This is a genomic window from Dietzia sp. ANT_WB102 (assembly GCF_008369165.1).
Classification (GTDB): domain Bacteria; phylum Actinomycetota; class Actinomycetes; order Mycobacteriales; family Mycobacteriaceae; genus Dietzia.
Map to the genome: position 1 here is coordinate 1,863,467 of NZ_VOBA01000001.1, position 15,415 is coordinate 1,878,881.

The following is a 15,415-nucleotide window of genomic DNA, read 5'->3' on the forward strand; positions in this document are numbered from 1 at the left end:
CGTGATGAGATCGGCCCGGCGCGCGGGTGTCAGCGCAGTGTTCCTCGCAGCTCTACTCGCTGCGCCCATGCCCGTCGGCGCGGAGACCGTGCTCGACGCAACGGCAATCGGGGTGAGTGACGAGCTCTCCTTCCGAGACCGCACCGATGAGATCATGATGCCGATCCCCGTGCCGGGGGGACTGTCCCCGCGAACTCTGATCGCCACCGTGCAGACCCCGGTGGATCTCGAACGAGGACACCTCGAGGCGTGGTCGGGAGGTCTGCTGCTGGCGCGCGTCGAGTTGGACGGGGCGCAGGTGTTCCAGCGCGTCGAAGTGCCATTGGACCGGGCCCGAGTCCGGGACAAGGTGGCTGATCTCACCCTGCGTACAGTGCTGACCTCAGTGGGCCAGGCGTGTCCGGATTGGAGCGAGCGGTCGCTGGAACTGCGCGATAGCAAGGTCGTATACGGCGGTGAGCCCGAGGTTCCGGGTGTCCTGGCCGATTTCATCCCCCCGGTACTGGATCGGCTGGAGATTTATCTCCCGGACGAGCCGAGTGTGGCAGAGTCGCAGGCCGCCGCGGATCTGTCGGCCGTCGCCGCCGCACGTTTCGGCAAGCGAGGGCTGGAGGTCGACGTCCTTCCCGCCTCTGCCACCCGGCCCGACACCGCGACGTCCTTTACCCGCCGGGTGGAGATCCGGGAGGGGGGCGAACCCCGGATCGATCTGTTGAAGGCGCCGGTGCCGACGGTGGAGATCGTCGGTGACGCCGCGTCGCTGTCGCAACAGGCTCGCTCGGTGTCCACCGATCTGGGCCGGCTCGCGATCAGCGACGCGGTGACAGTGGAGGCCCCGTTACCTGTCCCGCGGGGCTTGATCACCGAGGCGACTCTTGATGAGCTCGGGACCGGGTCGGTGTCAGTCCGGTCGGCGGGGTCGGTCCGCGCCGGTTTCGGAGTCGACCAGACCAGGCTGGCGGCGGTCACTGGAGACGTCACGGTGGACCTAAGGGGAAGCTATTCGCCCCCACCAGGTGGACGCAGTGGTCTCCTGGTGGTGAGTGTCGGGGACACGATATTGGACTCGTGGGCCGCGGACGACTCCGGCGTCCTCGACCGCTCGCTCACCATCCCCGCGGCGCTTCTGGGCCGGTACACGGAGGTCTCGGTCTCCCTCCAGACGGCGGGTGAGGGCGCCGCCTGTGGGGTGATGCAGCCGCTGACGATGCTCATCTCCGGCGACACGCGCCTGCGACTCTCCGATCCCGCGTCCCCGGCGCCCCGCGGGTTCGAGTCCCTTCCCCAGGCATTCATGCCAGAAGTGCAGATCGCCACCGGCACGAGTTCGTTGGCCGATACCCGCCGGGCGATCAACCTGGTGACTGAGCTGCAACGACTGTCCGAGGTGCCCCTGCGTCCGAAGTGGGTCACCGTGGACGAGCTCATCTCCGGCCGCGCGCACGGAGTTCTCATCGCCTCCAATGGTGTTCCCGAGCAGCTGACCCTGCCGCTCGAGCTCACCGGTGGGCGCGCGTTGGAGGTGGTGGCCCGAGGTGAGGAGGACCCGTCCACACTGCGGTTCTACGAGGACATCGACTTCGCGTCTCTGCAGGTGGTCGAGGACGGAGACAGGGCGGTGCTTGTGGCCTCGACGACGTCCGGTTCCGCCGAGCTCGACCGGACCCTCGACTGGCTATCAGATGACAAAGACCGGTGGGGGGCACTGCGCGGCAACGTCGTGTTCACTGCACCGAGCCGCGATCCGTTGTCCCTGTCGACTACCGAAGCGCTCGGCCTGCCAGCGGAGAAGAGCGCCGATGGCGGACCTGTCCGCACCGCTCTCATCGTGGGTTCGGTCACGCTGGTCGCCGGCCTTGCTCTCGGCGGGCTGGTCTGGCTGGCCACACGCAGCGGCCGATCCGGTCGACGGTCGTGACCACCGGCGCCACCGGGCGATCGGTGGTCGCCGAGTACGCCGCTCGCGGCGTCGTGCTCCTGGTTGTCGCCGTGGCAGCGTCGGCCCGGACCTGGGGCCGGGTGGTGAGCGAGATCGGCGTGGGGGCCGGTAGCCCCGTGCTGCTCGCAGGCCCCGTGGGTGCAGCGCTGACCCTCACTGTCCTGGTGTGGTTCAACCGGCCGGAGTTGCCGATCCACGACCGTCAGACGGACAAGATCGTCGGGACTGTCATGATGGCGATCGCGCTCATGATCCAGTGGCTGGTGCTGCCCCGCTTCGCCGGCACGTACGTATTGCTTCACCTGGACATCGCCGCTGTGTGGGCCTTCCTGTTCGGGGGGTGTGTGTTCGTGTTCGGTCTGCGGCGGACCGGCAAGTTCTGGTCGGCCTGGCTGGTGCTGTTCGGCGCGTCTCCAGTCGTGATCCGGTTGGCTACGGCTGTCCTCGGCGGTGGCCCCTGGGCGCTGGCATGCGTCGTCGTCATCGTCGTGCTCGTCGGCCCGGTGGGGGCCCTGATCGGGGCCCGGAGGCGTGGTCGGGGAAGGGGCGCGTCGCCGTGGCCCGGACCGGCGGTGACCCGCCGGGAGGCGTGGCGGAGCGTCCCATTGCTCGTGCTGGTGGCCGTGGTCCTCGCCCTGGCCCCGCTGCCGGCGACGGCCGAGCAACGTCTGGCCCTCGGACCGCCCTCACTGATCGGTCCCGGACAAGCGGTGCCGGTGGGGTGGAGTGAGCGGTCACGTGAGGATTTCGGGTGGGCGACGCGCGTATACGGACCCGCCGCGACCCTGCACCGGCAATTCATCCGAGCGGACCAGCCGCGTGCCGACTGGGATCCACTGCGCCGTCCACGGCAGGCGGTCGTACAGACACTGACCGTGGCCCACCCCGGAACGTTCGACGCGTTTCCCGTCGAGATGACTTTTGACCTGAGAGCCGCACGGATCAGCGCCCCCGTCGTCGTCGACCTTCCGCACGGGGTCCGCGCCCGATACCGGTCCGTCATCAACGACGGCGAACTGGAGACCTGGAGTCTGCTGTCTTTCGTGTGGACGAGGGGGGGAGTCGACCGCTACCAGAGGGTCTCGATCCTCACCGTCGACGATCACGACTTCGATGCCCAATTCCCCGCCACGGTCCCGGGGGCCAGGTCCACAGCCTCGAGGCTGGTCGCGTTGTTGCTACGAGGACAGGCCTCGGTGACGGCGGACGACGACGAACTCAAGGATCTCGATCTGCTGACCGAGCTCGGCAGCGGACTGGTGGAGGCGCAATGGAGCACCCGATGAGTCCGGCCGACGAGCGTGCTCGCAGCGACGCGGCGCTGTACGACTCCGTTCATGGTCTCCGCGAGCGGGAGCCGCTCGCCTCGGCGGCGGTGGCGTTCGTGCCATGGCAGAAGAGGGCGGGTCTCGCGGGACTGCTCGTACTCGTGGTGCTGCTGGTTCTGGCGACGACCCCAACCCTGATTGCGCTGACAGCCCTATGCACGTTCGTCTACCTCGTCACGCTCGCCGACCGGGTGGTGCTGCTCACCCGGGGGCTGGCCCGCGATGCGATCATGACCGTGCCCGACGACCTGGCCCGCGAGGTACCCGACGAGGATCTGCCCACCTACACCGTGCTCGTGCCCGCCTACAACGAACCCGAGGTGATCGCGGACCTCATAGACGCGGTCAGTGCCCTCGAGTATCCCGCGGACAAACTGGAGGTGCTCCTGCTGCTGGAGGCCGACGATGACGTGACGATCGACGCCGCCGAGGCGGCTGGTCTCGGGAGGGTGTGTCGGATTCTCCGGATCCCGCCGGCCGACCCGCGGACCAAACCCAAGGCCTGCAACTACGCGCTGCACTACGCCACGGGCACGATCATCACCATCTTCGACGCAGAGGACCGGCCCGACCCGCTGCAGCTGCGTCGGGTGGCCGTCGCGTTTGCCGAACTCGACAACGAGGTGGCGTGTGTCCAGGCCAAGCTTGCGTTCCACAACGGCTCGCAAAACATGCTCACCGCGTGGTTCACCGCCGACTACGCGCTGTGGTTCAACTTCCTGCTGCCGGGCCTGATGAAGTCCGACTCGCCCATCCCGCTCGGCGGGACCTCGAATCACATCCGCTCCGACGTCCTGTCGGAGATTGGCGCGTGGGACCCGTACAACGTGACCGAAGACGCCGACCTGGGCGTCCGAATCGCCGCTCGGGGATACCGGACCGCGGTCCTGGACTCGACGACACTGGAGGAGGCCAACCCCGACCCGATCAACTGGGTCCGGCAACGCTCGCGCTGGTACAAGGGATACCTGCAGACCTGGCTGGTGCACATGCGACGGCCGGCACGATTGTGGCGCGCACTGGGGCCGGTGGGCATGTTCCGGTTCACAACCCTCCTCGCAGGCACTCCGGTGATCGCCTGCCTGAACATGGTGTTTTGGCTGGTCACACTGTCGTGGATCCTGGGGCAGCCCGAGGCGGTGGCCCAGGTGTTCCCAGCCTACGTGTACTTCCCGGCACTGATCTGTCTGCTGCTGGGAAACGCGACGATCTTCTACTGCAACCTCGTGGCCGTGCGTGAGAGCGGGAACCCGCAGTTGTGGTGGGCGTGTCTGACGGTCCCGCTCTACTGGGTCCTCATGTCCGTGGCAGCGATCAAGGGCACGTACCAGTTGTTCGCCAATCCCTCCTACTGGGAGAAGACCGTCCACGGGCTGGCCTCATGAGGTCCCGCACCGGGGTGCTGTTCGTCGTCGTCACCGTCCTCTACCTGGCGGCCGGGCTCTACCTCTCGCTCGGGGTGGGGTACCTGCAGGGTGACGCCCTCAGCCGCGTCGCGGACACCCGCGCTGCGCTGCTGTCGCGCGACCCCCACCTCGCGGCGATCGGATTCATCTTCACCCCGTTGACGGCGTTGCTGCAGTTGCCGCTCGTGTGGTTGTCGGCGTGGATTCCAGGGCTGACGACCTGGTCGCTCACCGCGGTGGCGGTGAGTGCGCCCGCGATGGCCGGAGCGGTGGTGCAGGTCAACGCCCTCGCCCGCGAGCGCGGCTGCCCGCCCTGGTTGACGTGGGGTCTGACCGCGGTGTTCGCGCTGCACCCGATGATCGTCTATTACGGCGCCAACGGGATGAGCGAGGCGTTGTTCGTATTCCTCGTGGTGTGGGCGGTGCGGCGTCTGTTCCGCTGGATGTCCACCGACGACGTCCACGACCTCATGGTCGCCGGTTGCGCGCTCGGGTTGGCCTACCTCGCGCGATACGATGCGCTGGCGGCCTCCGGTACGGCCACCCTGCTCGTCGGTGCGGTGGCCTGGCGGCGTAGCCGTCGTCCCGCGGTGGCGATTCTCGACGGGTTGCTGGTCGCGGCTCCCACCGTGCTGGCATTCGTGGCGTGGGCGGCCACGAGTTGGCTCATCACGGGCAACGCCATGGCCCAGTTCTCCTCCCGCTACGGAAACGCCGCGATCCTGGAGCAGTCCGGTGGCGGCTCCGGGGGAGGGATGGACGCGCTGACGTTCTCGCTCGCCGAGATCGTGGTGCTGGCCCCGGCCCTGGCGCTGGTGGGCGTCGTGAGTGTTGTTCTCGCCGTGCGGCGGCGCGACCCCGAACCGCTGGTGCTGCTCGTACTGCTCGCCGTCCTCACCTTTGCCGTCCTGACCTATCTGCGGGGGATGACGTTCCCGTTCCTGCGGTTCTACATCAGTGCTGTTCCGTTGGCGGTGCTCTGTGTCGTCTTCATCGCGCCGCGTCGGGGGGGAGTGCGGGCCAGGAGACTCGGACCGATGCCCGCAGAGCGTCGACCTGATCCGATGGTCGGGGTCCGACCGGTTCAGGTTGTGGGCCTGCTCGTCGTCGTCGCCGGACTGCCAGTGAGCGCGTTCGCGATGCTCTCACCTGCTCTGTCCCAGGAGCAGCACGCGCTTCACACCGCCGTGGTCCCGTGGCTCGGTTACTCCGATCCGGACCTGCGGTTCGAGCAGCAGGCCATCATCGCCTCGTTCGACACCGAACGCAGACTGGCGGATCACCTCGACGCTCTCGGACTGCCCGAGGGATCCGTACTCATGGACACCGTCCAGGGCTTCCCGATCATCGCGTCAACGAAACGCCCGGATCGATTCGTCATCCCGTCCGACCGGGACTTCGTGACCATCCTCAACGACCCGGCCGGCCACGGCGTGCAGTTCATGCTGACCGTTCCCAACGAAGGACGGGGGACGTCCGACGCGCTCAATCTTCGGTATCCGACGATTCATGACAACGGCGCGGGGATAGCCACGCTGGTCATGGAGGTGCTGAACTCGGGCAACGACCGTCCGACCTGGCGACTCTGGCGGGTGAACCGCTGACAGAGGGGGACCCGACCACCGTTGCCGACGGCGTGGGCCCAGTGGGCGACGGCTCCTCTACTGTCGACGCATGAGACAGCTCTCGCTGGTCGCCGTCCTGATGGTCGCGGTCGCCGTCGCGGTCTCCTGTGCCGCGCCACCGGATTCGCGTTCGCAGCACCTCTCCCCGCGGGCGACGGTCGCGCAGGGCCAGCTCCGACTCGACGGGAAGCCCTGGTGGCCGACCGGGCTTAACGCCTACCAGCTGGCCACCGACTGGAACGTCAATGTCGGGTGCGGGGCAATGGTCGACCTCGACGAGTACTTCGGGTCGCTTCCCGATGGTGCCCTCACGAGGTTCAACGCCTTCCAGCAGCTCGCGGTCAACAAGAACACCGGTCACCTTGACTTCTCTCCGGTGGACGCCGTGTTCGCCGCGGCGGAACGTCATGGCCAGATGGTCATCCCGGTGCTGGCGGGGCAGGACGGGGCGTGCGAGGACGAAAAATACAAGGACCGGTCCTGGTACACGAGCGGCTGGGAACAGCCGGGCACGATGCCGCTTAGCTACCGGGCCTGGCTCACCACTGCGGTCGAGAGGTGGTCGAGCTCACCGGCTGTCGCCGCATGGGAACCGATCGGGGAGCCCGAGACGGCGGTGTGCGGCACCCCTGACTGCGGATGGCAGCACCGGCGATGCCCCGAGGATTCCGCTCAGGTGCTCCGCGAGTGGACGGATGACGTGGGCAGGCTGATCCGCGATCTGGACCCGGGCCGGCTCATCACGGCCGGGCTGTTGGGTGGAGACCAGTGTGGTCTCGTCGCTGATGGATACCGCCTGATCGCGGAGTCGCCCTACGTCGACGTCCTCCAGTACCACGATTACGACGAGGGCGGGTTCCTGCCCCTGCGTCTCGCGCAGAGCGACAAACCCCTCGTCGTGACCGAGCTGGGGATCGCCGCCGGTTCGTGCCTGCCGCTCGAGGACAGGGCCGTGCGGGTATCCGAGCGAATCGAGGACTACCGAAGAAGAGGTGTCGCCGGGGCCATGCTGTGGTCCTTCGTCCCCGATCCGAGGTCGTCGGAGTGCACCTTCGACATCGGACCGGGAGACCCCATCAGAGACCTACCTCAGATGATGAGGGGCTAGCCCCGGCGGGCGCACGCACCCTCCGGGGCCAGACGTTCGGCCAGTTCAGCGGCCCAGGAGATCGCCCATCGGGACGAAGTCGGTGAACTCGTCGTCGTCGGTCTTCCGTCCCCGGCCCTCGTCCGCGCGCGTCGGCGCCACCGCCCCGGCGGTGACCCCGGCGAACCGCAGCATGTAGTCCGCCAGCTCGGTTCCCACACGCCCGGCTCGGGTGCGTAGCGAGTTCTCGTCACCGGCGGTGGTGACGGCGCCGAAGTCCTCTGCGGCCGCGAACACGCTCGTGGGCACGACGTCGGCCTTGAGGTAGGCGAACAGGGGCCGCAACGCGTAGTCGACCGCGAGCGAGTGCCGCGCCGTGCCGCCGGTCGCGCCGAGTGCCACCGGGACCCCCGCGAGAGTGCCCGGGTCGATTACGTCGAACAGGGATTTGAACAGGCCGGAGAACGACTGGTTGTAGATCGGTGTCACGGCGATCAGACCGTCCGCCCGGCCGATCTCCTCGACCGCCGCGCGCAATTTCTCCCCGGGGAACCGGGTGAAGGTGGCGTCGACGACCTCGTGTGCCAGTTCGCGGGCCTCGAGAACCGTCACGCTGACCTGCTGGCCGTGGCGCGCGAGGGCGTCACTGGTGGCGGAGGTGAGCTGGTCGGCGAGCATCCGGGTGCTGGACGGCACGGAGGTGCCGGCGCTGACGACGACAAGGTTGAGCGACCGTTCCGCTGACTGATCGTGGTGGGTGTTCACTTCAAGTCCTTTCCGGCCGGCGCGTCGCCGAGGCGGACCTGGTCGCGACGCGCGCGGGCCAATGTCTGCTCCTGCGCGCGCTGCCCGCCCTCAGCGGTGAGGCCGGTCCAGTTGTCACCGGTGCCGAAGCGGTAGGCGTCGGAGTAGGCGGGGGCGTCGGCGGCAGCCAGTTCGGCGTCGCGGGCGGCGACCCGGGCGGAATGGGTGGGTCCGTCCGGCACGTGCGCCGGGCGCAGGGCGTCGAGTTCACGACGCAGGGTTGGCACGATCTCGGTACCCAGGATCTCGATCTGCTCGAGCACCGTCGTGCGCGGCAGACCGGCGTGGTCAATGAGAAACAGTTGGCGCTGGTAGTCGCCCACGTGCTCACGCATCGTCATGTAGCGGTCGATGATCTGCTGCGGCGAACCCACCGTCAGCGGGGTCTGTGCCGTGAAGTTCTCCATCGACGGGCCGTTGCCGTAAACCGGGGCATTGTCGAAGTAGGGACGGAACTCGTTGACCGCGTCCTGGCTGTTGGCGCGGGCGAAGAATTGCCCGCCGAGGCCGACGATCGCCTGGTCAGCCGAGCCGTGACCGTAGTGCTCGTAGCGCTGGCGGTACAGCTCGACCATCTGCTTGGTGTGGTGGATCGGCCAGAAGATGTTGTTGTGGAAGAAGCCGTCGCCGTAGAACGCGGCCTGCTCGGCGATCTGTGGCGAGCGGATCGACCCGTGCCACACGAAGGGCGCGACGCCGTCCATCGGCCGCGGGGTCGAGGTGAACTGCTGCAGGGGCGTGCGGAACTTGCCCTCCCAGTCCACGACGTCCTCGTGCCACAGCCGGTGAAGTAGTTCGTAGTTCTCTATCGCGATGGGCAGACCCTGGCGGATGTCCTGGCCGAACCACGGGTACACGGGGCCGGTGTTGCCCCGGCCCATCGTCAGGTCGACCCGACCACCGGAAAGGTGCTGCAACATGGCGTAATCCTCGGCGATCTTCACCGGGTCGTTGGTGGTGATCAGCGTGGTCGCCGTGGAGAGGATGATCTCGGAAGTCTTGCCGGCCACATACCCGAGCGTCGTGGTGGGGGAGGACGTCACGAACGGCGGATTGTGGTGCTCGCCCAGTGCGAAGACATCCAGGCCCACCTGTTCGGCGAGGGTGGCGTACTCGACGATCGACTCGAGACGTTCGTGCTCTGTGGGTATCCGCCCGGTGGTGGGGTCCGGGGTGATGTCGGCGATGCTGAAGATTCCGAACTGCATGATGGTGGCCTCTCGTCTGGTTGCTTCCATTGTAACTTGCTGACATGTCAAACAAAAGGGCGTGGGGTGGTATTCCCCCCTCGCTCGCTGCGTGCGCGTGGCGAAGGTGCGGGTCCGCCTGGACGTGGGGTCTGCTATTGTGTCGGGCATGTCGATCGCTCGCGCCTATTGGCGCTTTATGTGGGCTCCGGGTGGAGCCCGCGCCGCGAGCGCACGCGTCCGCTAGCCGGACGTCTCGACACCCGGAGCCCAGAGGCGGTGACCATCATGGTCGCCGCCTCCCGCCTTTCCAGACGGCGGATCCGGGTGCGACTTTGGGCGCCGACGAGGATCACGGCACCCGGCCCGCCACGACCAAGCATCAGGAGCAACCGCCGTGACCGTGACCGCTGAGAATCCGACCCAGACCGCCGACAGGCGCGTCCTGTCCTACTCGCCGCTGCCGACCCCCACCGAGATTCTCGGCGAACTCCCGCTGGGCGAGGCCCGCGAAGCTCTGGTCGAGCGCAGCCGCACCGAGGTCGCCGACGTGCTCGCCGGCCGCGACGACCGCCTCATCGTGGTGGTGGGCCCCTGCTCCGTCCACGACACCGAGGCCGCGCTCGACTACGCCCGCCGCCTGGCCGCCCTCGCGAAGGAGACGGCCGAGGACCTGCTCATCGTCATGCGCGTGTACTTCGAGAAGCCGCGCACCACGGTCGGGTGGAAGGGCCTCATCAACGATCCGGCACTCGACGGCAGCTACGACATCCCGCGCGGGCTGCGCACCGCCCGCAAGCTGCTCCTCGACGTCCTCGACCTGGGACTGCCCGTGGGCACCGAGTTCCTCGAGCCCACCAGCCCTCAGTACATCGCCGACGCCGTGTCGTGGGGAGCGATCGGCGCGCGCACCACGGAGAGCCAGGTGCATCGTCAGCTGGTGTCGGGCCTGTCGATGCCGGTGGGCTTCAAGAATGGCACCGACGGCGAGGTCCAGGTAGCGGTGGACGGCTGTCGGTCGTCCGCGGCTCGGCACGTGTTCTTCGGCACCGACGCCGACGGTCGTGCCGCGGTTGTCGAGACCGCCGGTAACACTGATTGCCACGTGATCCTGCGGGGCGGCACCGGCGGCCCCAATTACGATGCCGGATCCGTGTCCTCGGCTGTGGCCGCGGCCGGGAAGGTCGGGCTGCCCGGCCTGGTCATGGTGGATGCGAGCCACGCCAACTCGGGCAAGTCGCACGAGCGGCAGGCCGAGGTCGTGGCGGAGCTTGCCGAGCGGATCGGCGCGGGGGAGCAGGGGATCTCCGGTCTGATGATCGAGAGCTTCCTCGAGCCCGGCGCCCAGTCCGTCGATGCCACGGAACTCGTCTATGGCCAGTCCGTGACCGACGCGTGCATCGGATGGGACACCACCGCCGACAGCCTTCGCGCGCTCGCCGCGGCGGTCCGCACCGGCCGGCGCGGCTGAGCGGGCAGGCGGGTCAGGGGCGCCTCAGTGGAGGGGGCGCCGCGCGGTACGCTTTCCGCGTGGACGCCTCCTGCCCCCTGTACTCACTGTACGAAGCGCGACTCCGCGCATCGTTGGACGAGTCGAGGCTGCCCCGACACATCGCCGTGATGGCGGACGGGAACCGCCGGTGGGCGCGCGAAGCCGGGTTCACCGACGTCGCACATGGTTACCGGGCTGGCGCGGTGAAGATCGCTGAGTTGCTGGGCTGGTGCGACGACCTCGGCGTGGACGTCGCCACTATCTACCTGCTCAGCACCGAGAACCTGGGGCGTGACGCCGGCGAGCTCGATGAGCTGCTGCAGGTGATCGCCGACGTGGTCGACGAGATCACCGGGCCCGGGCGGAACTGGGAGGTCCGGATCGTCGGACGTCTGGAAGTGCTGCCTGACTGGATGGCAGCGCGGCTGCGCGCCGCTGAGGAGGCCAGCCGGGGTCGGCCCGGGGTCAAGGTCAACGTGGCGATCGGGTACGGCGGGCGACACGAGATCGCGGATGCGGCCCGAAACCTCGTCGCCCAGCTCATCGGCGAGGGGCGCACCGGACAGGAACTGGTCGACGGCATGACTGTCGAGGCGATCGGCCAGCACCTGTACACCTCCGGTCAACCCGACCCCGACCTCGTCATCCGCACCTCCGGCGAGCAGCGGCTATCGGGATTCCTGCTGTGGCAGAGCGCCTACTCCGAGATCTGGTTCACCGAGGCCTACTGGCCCGAGTTTCGCCGCGTCGACTTCCTGCGCGCGATGCGGGACTACGGGGCCCGCAACCGCCGGTTCGGGCACTGATGACGGCCGCCGTCCCCGCCTCGTTCACCGTGCGCACCGTGTGCGTGGTGGACCAGTTGCTCGAGGTGCCCGGCCGCGTCGGTGTGTCGGCGATCGACAAGCGGCCCGTCAGCGGCCCCGTCCAGGTGCGCGAGTACGGACTCCACGGCGACGTCCAAGCCGACCGGCAGCACCACGGCGGCGTGTGGAAAGCCGTCTACCTGCTCTCGGACTCCGACGTTGAGCAGTGGGAGCCCGAGTTCGGCGGGCCCATTCCGCCCGGGTACTTCGGCGAGAATCTTCGCGTCTCCGGAGTCGACACCTCGGAACTGCAGATCGGCACCGTGCTGGAGGTGGGCAGCCTGCGGATGGAGGTGACCACGCCACGCATACCGTGCCGGACCTTCGCCCACCGCGTGGGCAAACCGCGCTGGGTGCGGCGCTTTACCGAGGGCGGACGACCGGGCGCGTACGCGCGGGTACTCGCCCCGGGACCCGTCGAGGCAGGGGACGTGATCCGAGTGGTCACCGAGCCGACACACGGCGTCACCATCGGGCGGGTCCTCGCCGGGGTCGACGACGACGAGGTGCGCCGCCTGCTCGACGAATACACGCTCTCCGATCTGGCGCCAAGTCTGGTGCGGAAGCTGGATCGGGCCACCGACGTCCGGCCCGTGGACGCCGACTGACACTGCCCGGCCTGACCAGTCGGTCGTGGCATTCATGCCCTCGCCGCGGGGCGATTGTGGGACGCTGACGCGCATGGGACTTCTCCGGCGATACCGTGCCACCGGCGCAGACCTGCCCTTCGGCGATCCGCTCCGGGCGCACGACGTGGCCATGGAGGGGTACTTCCTTCGGGTCACCGACCGCGAGCGCGGGCGCGTCGTGATCGCCCTCGTCGGCGTCAACCGGGGTCCGGGCGGGCACTGGGCGACGCTCGGACTCGCCTCCGACGAGGTGTCCATCCCGATGGAGGCCGGTGGATCGCGCCGGGCCAGCGACGGGGAGACCTCGTCGTCGTCCTCCACGCTGCGCCTCATGGCCGCGCCGCAGGGTTGGGCCGATCCGGACCGGATCGGCGCCCGCTCCGGCGACCTGTTCGAGTACCGGCCCGACGGGGTCCGCGTGGACATGGGGGAGGGCGCTCGCCTGCACGTGGACATCACCGACCAGGTGCAGTGGCCGCACCCCGCCGTCGGCGGCTCGAGCATCTTTCAGGCGGTACCCGCGCTCAATCAGTACTGGCACCCCTGGCTACTCGGCGGTCGCGCCACCGGCTGGGCGGAACTCGACGGCGAGCGCTGGGAGTTCGACGGCGCCGAGGTGTACGGCGAGAAGAACTGGGGCGCCGAGGGCTTCCCCGACTCGTGGTGGTGGGGGCAGGCGCAGGCGTTCTCCGAGCCGAACACGTGCGTGGCGTTCGCTGGCGGGCAGATCCACTCCGGACCGTTGCGCACCGAAGTGACTGCGGTCGTCGTGCGGCTTCCCGGCGGCAAGGTCATCCGGTTGGGCAACCCGGTCGTCTCGCCGGTCCGCGCTGAGGTGACCGACGAGCGATGGCAGCTCGAGGGCCGCGGCTACGGCTGGCAGGTCCGCATCAACGGACGCTCGCCCCTCGACCGAGCGCACGTGCTGCCCGTGCCGCTGCCTTCGCAGAAGCGCAACACAGCCGGGGCGATCGAGCACCTGGCCGGTGAGCTGGAGGTAGAGGTTCGTCGGCACGGTCGCCTGGTGTGGTCCGATCGCAGCTCGCTGGCCGCACTGGAACACGGTGGGCTCGACCGGGCCGAGGCCGAACTGCGGCGGCGCGGCGTCCCGGTGGGTGAGACGGGGGCGCCGCCGACTCGGTAAGTGTGGTGATTAGGCGGGTACCCACGGGTAGTGGGTCTGTCGCGTGAAAAAGATTGGTGGAGATTGTTACTGCGTGGTTGCCGGACTCCAGTTAGGGGCGAACCCACCAGGTGATGGCTCGCCCGTAGCGGTTCGAGCGCGCGGGCGCAACTTGCAGCGAGCACATCCGACCATGTCGGCTCCCAGCTGCTGATCGGTACCGAGCTCGTGGTCGGCAACGGCGGACTGCGTCTGCGCCGCGGGGGACGAGATCCGGTTGGTCATCGTGCCCACGCATGGTGTGACGATAGGGAGGGTACTTTCCGGGGTCAACGACGACGTCGTCCACCTGCTCTCGGCATATTCGTGCGACTGCCCGGGGTCGCGTGTGCCGGTTGGGCGTCCGGGGCATCTCGCCAACGTGTGCTGTGGCATTGGATTTCAGGTTGGTCCAGCGATTCTCGCCAAATTGCTATCAAAGTGAAGTCAGTTCATTTAGGGTTGTGTGAGCTGTCCCACACAGGGCGTTCATTGGGGGCATCCCACACACCGGAAGGCGGGTCATTGATGACTGATACGGCACTGCACGGCAAGGCATTCGACTCGAGAGGGCGGGTCAATCGCGAGGTCCGGCTGGTGCGGCATCCCGACGGCGCACTCGCGGTGGGCGACCTGGAAGTGGTGCCCGCCGAGATGCCCGTCATGGCGCCTGGGCGTGTCCTGATCCGGAATCTTCTCCTGTCGGTGGATGCCGCCACGCGTCTGCGTCTTGATCCCATCTCGCCTCCCGGCTACCTGCCGGCGCTCAAGGTGGGGGAGGCGCTGGCGGGAATGGTGGTGGGCGAGGTGGTCGAGTCAGACGTGGAAGGCTTTGCGCCCGGGGATCTCGTCCACCACGATCTCGGGTATCGCGACTACGCGCTGGTCGACCCGGGAAACCAGGCGCTGGGCGTGGCAGGGTCGCTGGCCAAATTGGACAGCGAGTTGGGTCCGCCAGAACTCCAGGTGGGGCTGCTTGGAATGACTGGCCTCACGGCGTGGGCCGGGCTGTTCGAGGTGGCCTCGCTCAAGCCGGAGGACGTGGTATGGGTCTCCGCCGCCGCTGGCGCGGTGGGCAGTGTGGCGGCGCAGTTGGCCAAGGCGCACGGGTGTCGGGTGATCGGGAGTGCTGGTAGTGCGGAGAAGGTCGCCTATCTCACGGATACGCTCGGGCTGGATGCCGCATTCAACTGGCGTGATGGCCTGGATGGGCCACTGGCCGAGTTCGCTCCTGACGGTATCGATGTGTATTTCGACAGCGTGGGTGGGGAACATCTGCGGGCCGCGCTCGACCAACTTCGCCCGTACGGCCGGGTGGCTCTGTGTGGCGCGATCGCCGGGTACGACGGGCAGCCCCCGAGTGCGCCGGAAAACCTCTTCGCTGCGACAACCAAGGACCTGAACTTGCGTGGCTTTCTGGCGGGCACGTTCGCGGATCGACTCCCGGAGGCGCGGGCGCATCTGGCGGATCTGTGGGGGTCTGGCCGGTTGACGCTGGATCTCGCGCGGTACGAGGGGCTGGAGTCAGCCCCGCAAGCGGTCGTGGACATGCTGTCGGGGCGGACAATCGGCAAATGTGTGGTGGCCCTCGGGTGAGCACATGCCTCGCCGGGCGATCGGGAAGGGTATGGCTCGCAATCTCCACTCGGAAGGCGCGCGCGGGATGCTCCTTGCCTTCTAGTTGCGGGCAGTGTTGTCGGGCACGGAGGGCGAATCCGCCGCGAGCAGAGTGTGACCGCGGCAAGTCCTCGGTGTCGGGCCGGATTGGTGACGAGTCTCGATCGGACTCCTGCGGGGTCACCGCGATGTCGCCTGGCGTGGATTTCGTCGGCGTCGGCATGATCGAGGTCTGGGAGTAGGGCAGGGACTGGCTGCTGTCGCGCGCAGCAG

At 68.3% G+C, this 15,415-nt stretch carries 12 protein-coding genes; 10 read left to right on the plus strand and 2 right to left on the minus strand.

The features are described from left to right. Position 1 precedes the first annotated feature (1 nt). From FQ137_RS08545 to FQ137_RS08565, 5 genes are all read left to right on the plus strand, one after another. On the plus strand, positions 2-1,918 hold the full coding sequence (locus FQ137_RS08545; RefSeq protein WP_149292003.1) for a hypothetical protein: 1,917 nt from the start codon (positions 2-4) through the stop codon (positions 1,916-1,918). Beyond that, on the plus strand, positions 1,915-3,225 hold the full coding sequence (locus FQ137_RS08550) for a hypothetical protein (protein WP_149292004.1): 1,311 nt from the start codon (positions 1,915-1,917) through the stop codon (positions 3,223-3,225). Before FQ137_RS08545 ends, FQ137_RS08550 begins: the two co-directional genes overlap by 4 nt. Next, positions 3,222-4,652, plus strand: coding sequence for a glycosyltransferase (locus FQ137_RS08555; protein ID WP_149292005.1), 1,431 nt, complete (start codon positions 3,222-3,224; stop codon positions 4,650-4,652). Before FQ137_RS08550 ends, FQ137_RS08555 begins: the two co-directional genes overlap by 4 nt. Beyond that, a complete protein-coding gene (locus FQ137_RS08560; protein ID WP_188064858.1) occupies positions 4,649-6,277 on the plus strand; it encodes a glycosyltransferase family 39 protein in 1,629 nt (542 codons plus the stop codon). The genes FQ137_RS08555 and FQ137_RS08560 overlap by 4 nt, the downstream gene beginning before the upstream one ends. Before the next feature lie 70 nt (positions 6,278-6,347). Continuing rightward, on the plus strand, positions 6,348-7,406 hold the full coding sequence (locus tag FQ137_RS08565) for a beta-mannosidase (protein WP_149292006.1): 1,059 nt from the start codon (positions 6,348-6,350) through the stop codon (positions 7,404-7,406). Between the two features lie 45 nt (positions 7,407-7,451). On the opposite strand, the gene FQ137_RS08570 is transcribed toward FQ137_RS08565, so the two are convergent. Further along, the gene (locus FQ137_RS08570) at positions 7,452-8,150 is read right to left on the minus strand and encodes a CE1759 family FMN reductase (RefSeq protein WP_149292007.1); all 699 of its coding nucleotides are present in this window, start codon (positions 8,148-8,150) and stop codon (positions 7,452-7,454) included. Continuing rightward, positions 8,147-9,397, minus strand: coding sequence for an LLM class flavin-dependent oxidoreductase (locus FQ137_RS08575; protein WP_149292738.1), 1,251 nt, complete (start codon positions 9,395-9,397; stop codon positions 8,147-8,149). Before FQ137_RS08575 ends, FQ137_RS08570 begins: the two co-directional genes overlap by 4 nt. 376 nt (positions 9,398-9,773) lie before the next feature. Here FQ137_RS08575 and FQ137_RS08580 point away from each other — a divergent pair, with 376 nt between their 5' ends. The 5 genes from FQ137_RS08580 to FQ137_RS08605 all read left to right on the plus strand — a co-directional run bounded on the left by FQ137_RS08580 (position 9,774) and on the right by FQ137_RS08605 (position 15,121). After that, the gene (locus FQ137_RS08580) at positions 9,774-10,847 is read left to right on the plus strand and encodes a 3-deoxy-7-phosphoheptulonate synthase (RefSeq protein ID WP_149292008.1); all 1,074 of its coding nucleotides are present in this window, start codon (positions 9,774-9,776) and stop codon (positions 10,845-10,847) included. A gap of 59 nt (positions 10,848-10,906) precedes the next feature. Then, a complete protein-coding gene (locus FQ137_RS08585; protein WP_149292009.1) occupies positions 10,907-11,674 on the plus strand; it encodes an isoprenyl transferase in 768 nt (255 codons plus the stop codon). Continuing rightward, positions 11,674-12,342 (plus strand): MOSC domain-containing protein, encoded by a 669-nt coding sequence (locus FQ137_RS08590; RefSeq protein ID WP_149292010.1) that lies wholly within the window; start codon positions 11,674-11,676, stop codon positions 12,340-12,342. Before FQ137_RS08585 ends, FQ137_RS08590 begins: the two co-directional genes overlap by 1 nt. A 73-nt stretch (positions 12,343-12,415) precedes the next feature. Further along, positions 12,416-13,507 (plus strand): tocopherol cyclase family protein, encoded by a 1,092-nt coding sequence (locus FQ137_RS08595; protein ID WP_149292011.1) that lies wholly within the window; start codon positions 12,416-12,418, stop codon positions 13,505-13,507. A 546-nt stretch (positions 13,508-14,053) separates the two neighbouring features. After that, positions 14,054-15,121, plus strand: a complete 1,068-nt coding sequence (locus FQ137_RS08605; protein ID WP_149292012.1) for an NADP-dependent oxidoreductase — start codon at positions 14,054-14,056, stop codon at positions 15,119-15,121. Positions 15,122-15,415: the final 294 nt, after the last annotated feature.